This is a genomic window from Streptomyces sp. adm13(2018), from assembly GCF_008042145.1.
Taxonomy (GTDB): domain Bacteria; phylum Actinomycetota; class Actinomycetes; order Streptomycetales; family Streptomycetaceae; genus Streptomyces.
Window position 1 is genome coordinate 20,132 of the sequence record NZ_RDBH01000129.1, and the last position, 8,106, is coordinate 28,237.

Annotated in this window: 6 protein-coding genes and 1 tRNA gene; 2 read left to right on the forward strand and 5 right to left on the reverse strand. The window is 71.0% G+C overall.

Annotated features, from left to right (window positions below; genetic code table 11):
- Nucleotides 1-101 precede the first annotated feature (101 nt).
- Both EAO70_RS16775 and EAO70_RS16780 read right to left on the reverse strand, forming a co-directional pair.
- Nucleotides 102-962: a helix-turn-helix domain-containing protein gene (locus EAO70_RS16775; RefSeq protein WP_073916242.1), complete on the reverse strand. Its 861-nt coding sequence runs from the start codon at nucleotides 960-962 to the stop codon at nucleotides 102-104.
- A gap of 287 nt (nucleotides 963-1,249) precedes the next feature.
- Nucleotides 1,250-1,948, reverse strand: a complete 699-nt coding sequence (locus EAO70_RS16780; RefSeq protein ID WP_148003783.1) for a GOLPH3/VPS74 family protein — start codon at nucleotides 1,946-1,948, stop codon at nucleotides 1,250-1,252.
- A gap of 354 nt (nucleotides 1,949-2,302) precedes the next feature.
- On the opposite strand from EAO70_RS16780, the gene EAO70_RS16785 reads away from it, so the two are divergent.
- Nucleotides 2,303-4,657, forward strand: coding sequence for a D-alanyl-D-alanine carboxypeptidase (locus EAO70_RS16785; protein ID WP_410091289.1), 2,355 nt, complete (start codon nucleotides 2,303-2,305; stop codon nucleotides 4,655-4,657).
- Nucleotides 4,654-6,384, forward strand: a complete 1,731-nt coding sequence (locus EAO70_RS16790; protein WP_410091379.1) for an MFS transporter — start codon at nucleotides 4,654-4,656, stop codon at nucleotides 6,382-6,384. Before EAO70_RS16785 ends, EAO70_RS16790 begins: the two co-directional genes overlap by 4 nt.
- A gap of 95 nt (nucleotides 6,385-6,479) precedes the next feature.
- Here EAO70_RS16790 and EAO70_RS16795 read toward each other — a convergent pair whose 3' ends face one another.
- From EAO70_RS16795 to EAO70_RS16805, 3 genes are all read right to left on the reverse strand, one after another.
- Complete coding sequence (locus tag EAO70_RS16795; RefSeq protein ID WP_148003786.1) at nucleotides 6,480-6,917, reverse strand: hypothetical protein; 438 nt, start codon at nucleotides 6,915-6,917, stop codon at nucleotides 6,480-6,482.
- Nucleotides 6,918-7,075: 158 nt separating this feature from the next.
- Nucleotides 7,076-7,148 (reverse strand) — tRNA-Arg (locus EAO70_RS16800).
- A 103-nt stretch (nucleotides 7,149-7,251) separates the two neighbouring features.
- Complete coding sequence (locus tag EAO70_RS16805; protein ID WP_148005179.1) at nucleotides 7,252-8,073, reverse strand: ABC transporter permease; 822 nt, start codon at nucleotides 8,071-8,073, stop codon at nucleotides 7,252-7,254.
- Between the last annotated feature and the right edge of the window lie 33 nt (nucleotides 8,074-8,106).

Below are 8,106 nucleotides of genomic sequence, written 5' to 3' on the forward strand. Positions count from 1 at the left end.
CGTCCGAGTGGCATATTCCAACGGAGCTTCCGTGGGAGCGAGTACGCCGTGTACGGTACCCGCCCCACCGCCTTTCGGCCCCCCGGGCATCCCTTTGCGGCTCAGCCCCTGGCGTGCTTCTTCACCATCTCCGAGATGAAGTCACGGGTCTGCTCGACGTTCAGCGCCTGCGCCCTCAGGTGCTCGTACATGACGCTGTACTTGCCGACGTCCTGCGCCTTCTCCAGGTACAGGTCACTCGTCACGCCCTCGATGTAGACGACGCTGGAGTCGGACGTGTCCGGGAACTCCAGGATCGAGTACTGCCCGCTGATCCCCGGATGCGCGCCCATCTCGAACGGGATCACCTGCACCGTGACGTGCGGCAGGTGCGACTGCTCGATGAGGTGCTCCAGCTGCTCCACCATCAGCTGCCGGCTGCCCACGATCCGGTGCAGCGCGCCCTCGTCGATGACCGCCCACAGACGCAGCGGACGCTCCTCGTCCCGGATGCGCTCCTGGCGGCGGGTGCGGACCGTGACCCGCTTCTCGATGTCCGCGGGCGTCGACTCCGGCAGCGCGCCGGTGATGACCGCCTCCGCGTACGCGTGGGTCTGGAGCAGCCCGGGGATGATCTGCGGCTCGTACATCCGCAGGCTCTCCGCGTCCGTCTCCAGGCCGATGTAGACGCTGTACGGGATGTCGCCGAAGGCGTGCCACCAGCCCTGCTGGCGCGAGTCCTTGGCCATCTGCATGAGCGAGTCGACCATGCGCTCGTCCTCGACCTCGTACACGCCGCAGAGGTCGCGCACATCGCGCTGGCTGATGGAGCGACGGCCGTTCTCCAGCCGGCTGATCTTGGACTGGGAGACGAGGAGACGTTCGGCGACCTGCTCCGCCGTCATGTTCTTCGCTTCCCGGAGCTTGCGCAGCTCCTGGCCCAATCGGCGTCGCCTGACGGTGGGGTTGACGTTGGACGCCACGGAAACTGCACCTCCGGCTGTCTGCTGCGTAGCTGTGGGTATCTACCGCTTGGCAGACTGCCACCAACAGCCGGGTGTGCGCTGGAAAACGACCACACCGCCCGCGACCACACCGTTCTCGGACCACGCCGTTCGCGCGGCGGACCGCACCGTCGTCACGGCGGACCGCACCGCTCTCGCGGTGGACCGCCGGAAAGTCCGGGAAGCGCGCGTGTGCGGGGCGGCCGTCCAGACCGCCCCGCACACCTGTGCGGCTCCCGGGTTGGTTCTGTGCTGTGCCCGGGGTGCTAGTGCGCCGCCGCGCGGGCCATGCTGCCGCGAGGCTGCGCCGGGACACCCGCGGCGCTCCGGCGCGGCTGTGCCGCCGCGCCGTTCTGGACGTCCATCACGGCGTGCGCCACGAGTCCGCCCATGGGGTCGTGCCGGATCAGATCGCGCAGCCGGGACCGCGACGACCGTCCTTCGTTGCCGGGGTAGAGGTGCTTGCCGAGACCGACCGCGTGGGCCAGCGCGGCAAGCGCCGCGGTCCGCGGGTCCGGCGGTACGCCGGTGCGGATCGCACTGTCCAGCCGGGAACGGATCTCCCGACTGATCGCCGTGTCCGTCGCCTGGTAGCGAGTCGTCGGCAACACCCCGCACATCTGGCCCTCCACGGCATGCACCATGCCGCATCGCTCCAGATGCGAGAGATACGTCTGGCGGAGCCCCAGTCGGGGTCCGCCGATCCAGTGGACGGCCCGAACCGGACTGCCACGCCTGCGCAGCAGCTCCAGTGCGGAGTCCAAGGTCGGATCTCCGGTCGGCCGTGGCATCACCACGGCGATACGATCCCCGTCAGGGGCTATCCGGCCTGCCATCGCCAGCTCCACTAGCTGTGCTCCGGCCAGGCCGAGGTCGAGCGACTGCGGCTGCGCTGTGGTACCCGTGGTCGGGTCCAGAGCGAGCAGCAGAAGCTCCTCCGGAATGGTTCTGCGGCTCCTGCCCATCCATGCCTCCCCGCGTGGATGAATGACAGGGTGACCCCTCTCACATTCATCTGTCGAGAGTGCCTGGGTGGTTCATCCGGGAACCAGTAGGTATGTCGTTCTCGTCTAGCACGGGGGCCAAGGGGTTCACACAGGACACTGGTACACGGACCGGTACACGGTCCGTACGTACGCACGACTCATGGAGGAGGCACGGTGGCGGGCGAGTCCCCCGACAGGGCGGAGCAGCAGGGGTCGTCTCAGGAGACGACGGCCTCGGGCGGCGGCGGCAGGGATCCTCGGCTTTCCGTTCTCCATGATTCGGACGCCCCGTCGGCGGCTTCGGTTGCGCCGTCGCGGGCATCGGCGGTTCAGGTGGACCAGCCGACGGCCGTCTTCAAGACCCTGACGCCGCGGACCCCCGATGACGACGCGCCGGGGCAGGAGCGCGCGGAGGAGTCCCCGGAGCGCCAGGAGGAGCCTCAGGAGCCGGAGACCGCGGAGGCCGCCGGGGGCGCCGCGGAGGCCACCGAGACCGCCGAGACCGATTCCGGTACGGAGAAGGCCCCGGAGCCCGAGAGCGACCGCCTGAAGGCCGCTGTGGCGGCATGGGTGGCGACGGCGGAGGACGGGGACGGGGCGTCCGCGGAGACGCCCGCGAAGTCGCCCGCGAAGGGGGCTGAGGCGCCCGCCGACGCACGCGCGGAGGTCGTGGACGAGGACGAGGATGTCGTGGCCGAGGCGAGAGCCATGGACGCGGTCGACGCGGATACGGCCGAGGCGGACGCGAACGAGGCGGAGAAGGAGGGTTCTGACGCCGACTCCGGCGCTGAGTCCGAGTCCGATTCCGATGTGGCGGACGACGAGCCCGCCGCGGAGAAGCCGGCCCCGGCCGCCGCCGCGGAGAAGCCGGCCGCGGAATCCTGGTTCGCGACCCGGAAGCCGTCCGCGGACGCGAAGCCGGCCGACGCGGCCGACACCGACAGCCCCGACCGCACCGACGACGACGGCAAGAACTCCGACGCAAAGGACTCGGGCGCCAAGGACTCCGACGGCGAGGACACCGCCGTCGACGACTCCGACGGCGAGGACGAGCCGGTCGACCAGCCGACGACGATGTTCAAGGCCGTCCGGCCGCCCGTCGACCAGCCCACGACCGCGCTGAAGCTCCCGTCCTCGCTCACCGGCAAGGGCGGCGCCGGTCGCCCCGCCGCCGACGCGGACAGCGAACGCACCAGCACCTTCCTGCCGCTGCGCGCGGACATCCCGGCCGAGCAGAAGGCCCAACAGGCCGCCCGCGCGACCGCGGCTGCCCCCAAGGCGCCCGAGGCGCCCCAGTCGGCCGCCGCCGCGCCCGTACAGCCGAAGGCACCTTCCACGGCCGCGCCGTCGCCCGCGCCCGCGCTGACCGAGCCCGAGCGGACGCGGCAGCAGCCGCTTCCGCCGCTGCCGCCGCTCGACCTGCTGGCCGAGCTGACGAACACGCCGCCCCCGCCGCCGACCCCCCTGCGGACGACCGTCCGCCGGGTGCGGATCTGGACCCCGCTGCTCCTGCTCGTACTGATCGTCTTTGCGATCGCGCAGATGGTTCGCCCGCTGCCCGCACCCCAGCTGACTCTCTCGGCCGCACCGACCTTCACCTTCCAGGGCGGCGCCCTGAAGCTGCCGTTCCCCGCCGAGGGGCAGGGGGCCGTCGAGGTCGAGGGCGTCGGGTCCATGGGCACGTACGGCGCGCAGAAGCCCGCGCCGATCGCCAGCGTCACGAAGACGATGACGGCGTACGTGATCCTCCGCGACCACCCGCTCAAGGGGAGCCAGAAGGGCCCCGAGATCGAGATCGACCAGAAGGCGGCCGATCAGGGCAGTGCCGAGCACGAGTCGACCGCGGCGGTCCAGAAGGGTCAGAAGTACTCGGAGAAGGAGCTCCTGGAGCTCCTGATGATCCCCTCCGCGAACAACGTGGCCCGGCTGCTGGCGCGCTGGGACGCCGGTTCGGAGGCCGCGTTCGTCACGAAGATGAACGCCGCCGCGAAGGACCTGGGGATGACCCAGTCCACGTACACGGACCCGTCGGGTCTGCTCGACAGCACGGTGTCGACCCCGCAGGACCAGCTGAAGCTGGCGAAGGCGGTCATGCAGTACGACGTGTTCCGCGAGATCGTGAACATGCCGAACGTGACCGTCGACGGCATCCCCGGCCGGATCGAGAACAACAACACCATCCTGCTCGAACCGGGTGTGAGCGGCATCAAGACCGGCTCGTCGACCCCGGCGGGCGGCAACCTGCTCTGGTCGGCGAACACGATCGTCGACGGCCAGAACCGGCGCATCCTCGGCATCGTGATGGGCGCGAAGGACGCGAAGCAGCTGGGCGAGAAGCTCCAGCTCGCCATCGACAACAGTCTCAAGATCATCCAGCGGGCCCAGAAGGACGTCACCTCCGCGGCCGTCATCCGCAAGGGGCAGGTCATCGGGTACGTCGACGACGGCCTCGGCGGTCAGACGCCGGTGGTGGCGACGAAGGAACTCAAGGCGATCGGCTGGCCGAGCCTCCAGGTGAAGCTGGCGCTGACGGACGGTGGCAAGGCCGTCCCGCACGCCGGCAAGGCGGGCGACGTCGTCGGCCAGGTGTCGATCGGCACCGGCGCGGGCAAGGTCAGCTCGCCCGTCGCCCTCCAGGCGGACCTGGCGGAACCGGGCTTCGACAAGAAGCTGACGCGGGTGGGCTGACGGGGGCCCGGCCCCCGCGGCGGAAGCGCCGCTACACGGTCCTGGCGGCCACCGGCCTCGCGGCCGTCACCCACATCCTGTGGTTCTTCTTCTTCGCGAACAGCGGTGGCGACCTGGCCGCGCAGGACGCGTGGGCGGAGTTCGTCGGCCGGCACCCCGATTCGGCGTACAACCTCGCCTGGTACGGCGGGATGCACCCGGTCTCGTACAGCGTGGTGTCCCCGTATCTGATGTCGATGCTGGGCGTGCGCAGCACGATGATGGTCGCGGGGACGCTGTCGGCGGGGCTGACCGCGCTGATCCTGGTGCGGGTGCGGGCGGTCCGCAACCCGCTCGCCTGCGCGGTCGCGGGCGTCTTCGCGTTCCTCTGCAACGCCCTGTCGGGGCGGGTGACCTTCGGGCTCGGCATGATGTTCGCGCTCGGCGCGGTCGCGGCGGTGTTCTGCTGGCCGCACCGCTGGCGCCGCAAGCGCTGGGCGAAGGCCGCGGTCGCGGCGCCGCTCGCGGGTCTGGCGACGGCGTGCAGCCCGGTGGCGGGCCTGTTCCTGGGGGTCGCGGCGGCGGCGCTGTTCCTGAACCGGCGGCGTCCGGGCGCGTACGCCCTGGGTCTGGCGCCGGTGGTGGTCGTCGCACTGTCGTCGTGGCTGTTCCCGTTCTCGGGGACGCAGCCGATGGCGTTCGGCTCGACGGCGCTGCCGCTGCTGTTCGGGTCGCTGGTCTTCGTGCTCGTCCCGAGGGACTGGCGGACGGTGCGCGTCGCCGCCGCCGTCTACACCGTCGGCACGCTGCTGACCTGGCTGATCGACTCGCAGATCGGCTCGAACATCTCGCGGCTCCCGATGCTGTTCGCGGGGGTCGTGCTGCTGGCGGCGCTGCCGTACACGGCGCCGCGCTCGCGGCGCTGGTACGCGCTGGTGCTGGCGTTCGCCGGCCTGAACTTCTGGATCGGCTTCAAGGGCGTCGACGACGTGATCCGCACCGCGCCGGACGCGTCGTGGGCGCGTGAGCTGGCGCCGCTGGTCAACCAGCTCCAGATGCGGGACGCGCGCAAGGCACGGGTGGAGGTCGTGCCGGCGTCGAGCCACCGGGAGTCCTCGGCGCTGAGCCCGTACATCAACCTGGCGCGGGGCTGGAACCGTCAGGCGGACATGGAGCGGAACCCGCTCTTCTACGACGACACGCTGAACTCCGTGAACTACGAGGAGTGGCTGCACCGCTGGGCCGTCCACTTCGTGGTGCTGCCGACGGGCGCGCCGGACTCGGGCGCGGAGCAGGAGGCGGAGCTGGTCGGGGAGGGCCTGCCGTATCTGAAGCAGGTGTGGTCGGACGAGAACTGGCGCCTGTACGAGGTCGCGGACCCGACACCTCTCGCGAACCCGCCGGCGGTGGTGCAGAGCGCGGAGGAGAACGAGGTCGTGATCCGGGTGGGGACCCCGGGGCGGGTGCTGATCAGGGTCCCGTACTCCCCGTGGCTGGCGCTGATGGACGAGCACGGCGGCAAGATCGAACCGCCGCAGGAGACGGAGGCGTCGAAGGCGGCCCGGGAGGACGCGGAGACCGAGATCCCGAAGGTCTTCGCGAACGAGGAGGGCTGCCTCTTCAAGACGGAGGCGGACGCGGAGGGCGACGAGTGGACGCAGTTGGTGGCCCCGAAGGCGGGCACGTACCGACTGGCGGCCCCGTACAAACTCTCGCGGGGGACACCGTGCCCGGAGGAACTGCGCTGAGCGGAGTGGGCGTGACGGGCGGCTGGAGGTAAGGGCTGGTGCCGGTCTCACGACCGGCCGGTGTGACGGGCCGGCGGCGCCACGGGCCGCCGGCGTCACGGGCGCCGGTAGCCGGCCAGCATCCGCCGCATCGCGAGGGCGTGCCCGCCGCTCCCGATGACGAGCGCCCGGTAGACCCGCCCCGCGGCTCCGGGAAAGACGGCACGGGTCTCGGCACGCAGCCGACAGCGCCCGTCGGACCGCTCCTCGATCCGGAGGACGAGGGTGTACGTGGAGAACCGGTGCCGCCCTTCGAGCGCGAGCTCGTGCTCCGGCACGAGCCGGGCGACCCGGAACCCCGGGAATTCGGACCCGGCGCCGAGCGGCCGGACGCCACCACTCCGACGGGGAACGGCGCGCACGAGCCGCGCGTACAGGGCGCCGCCGGACGTGGAGAGCGACTGCTCGACCCGTACGAGCATCCGCCGCCAGGTCTCTTCGACGCCGGCGTCCACGACGACGACGTGCTCATCGACAAACGGCAGCAGACTCACGGCACTTGCCTCCGGTGGACCGAGGGACATCGGCAAAAGGAGCGTACGCCGGACCGAGCGGCTGCTCGAGAGGCGTTCTAGTCGTACCTGACCGCCGCCGTGGATGCCAGAAGGGTCCCACCTCCGGATTTCCGGAGGTGGGACCCTTCTGGCATCTGTGCCCCCGGCAGGATTCGAACCTGCGACACCCGCTTTAGGAGAGCGGTGCTCTATCCCCTGAGCTACGAAGGCGGACGGGGACAGCGTAGCGGACGGGTGTGGGGGTTTGCTGAGGTGATCCGGCGTTGTGGCCGTCGGCCCCGGACTTTGTCCGGGGCGCCCGCCGTTCGGGGGGTCAGCGGGTGACCTCGCGGTTGAAGGCCGCTCGGGACCAGACGTAGCCCAGGACGGACAGGGCCGTGCACCAGGCCAGGGCGATCCAGCCGGCGTTGCCGATGTCCGTGCCCAGCAGCAGGCCGCGCAGGGTCTCGTTGATCGGGGTGAAGGGCTGGTACTCCGCGAACCAGCGCAGGGCCGTCGGCATCGACTCCGGCGGGACCACCGCGCTGCCCAGGAAGGGCAGGAAGGTCAGCGGCAGCGGGGCGTTGCTCGCGGACTCGACGGTCTTCGCTCCCATGCCCATCGCCGCCGACAGCCAGGCCATGCCGAAGGCCAGGAAGAGGAGGAGGCCCGCGGCCGCCGCCCATTCGACCACCGAGGCGTCCGGGCGGAAGCCGATCGCGAGGGACACGCCGGTCACCAGGACCAGCACCGCCGCCACCTGGAGGACGCTGCCCATGACGTGGCCCGTCAGGATGGAGCCGCGGGAGATCGACATGGTGCGGAAGCGGTTGACGATGCCCTCCGTCATGTCGGTGCAGACCGACACCGCCGTCGCGACCGCCCCCGAGGTCGCGGCCATCAGGATGATCCCGGGCACCAGGTAGTTGATGTAGTCGCCGCGGTCGCCGCCCGCCCCGATGCCCGCGCCGAGCGCGCCGCCGAAGACGTACACGAACAGCAGCAGCATCAGGAGCGGCATCACGAGGATCGAGATCGTCATCGACGGGTAGCGCTGCATGTGCTTGATGTTGCGGCGCAGCATCGTCAGGGAGTCGCGCAGGGCGTACGAGCGGGTGGGCCTGGCCGGGGTGAGGGTCGCGGTGCTCACCGACATCATCGCCCGCGCCCTGCGCGAGCACGGCGACGC